This is a genomic window from Enterococcus sp. S183_ASV_20, from assembly GCF_018919685.1.
In the GTDB taxonomy this organism is placed as follows: domain Bacteria; phylum Bacillota; class Bacilli; order Lactobacillales; family Enterococcaceae; genus Enterococcus; species Enterococcus faecalis.
In genome coordinates this window covers 1-372 of sequence record NZ_JAHLRI010000188.1, presented here as the reverse complement: position 1 = coordinate 372, position 372 = coordinate 1, and the positions used below count along the sequence as shown (strand labels likewise).

The 372-nt window shown below is 41.1% G+C and carries 1 pseudogene; it reads left to right on the top strand.

The annotated features are described in order from the left end of the window. Positions 1-372, top strand: a pseudogene (locus KQI94_RS16360) (WxL domain-containing protein); the annotation flags it as partial.

Below are 372 nucleotides of genomic sequence, written 5' to 3'. Positions count from 1 at the left end.
ATGTATAAGGAAGAAATACCAACGGCTAGTGTCACATTAACTCGACCAAAAGAAGTGATCGATACGAATACCAATGTAATCTGGACAACAACGATCACGAATACCAGCAAAGCACCCTTACAGAATCTTACCTTGAAAAAAGGGCCCAATTGGTCAGCTGGTCTGACGATCCCGACCTTCATGGAAGTGACACCAGAAGGAGAAACGACAAAATCAATCCCAGTAAATAGTACACTTTGGACAAATGGGGTTTCTTTACCAAATGCCGTTCCTATCGGCAAAAAAGTTTCAATTGCTTTCACAACTCGCGCAACAGGGAAACCAAACACTGTTTTGAAAGCAGAAGTTGTAGTATTTGGTGGTATTAAAGAT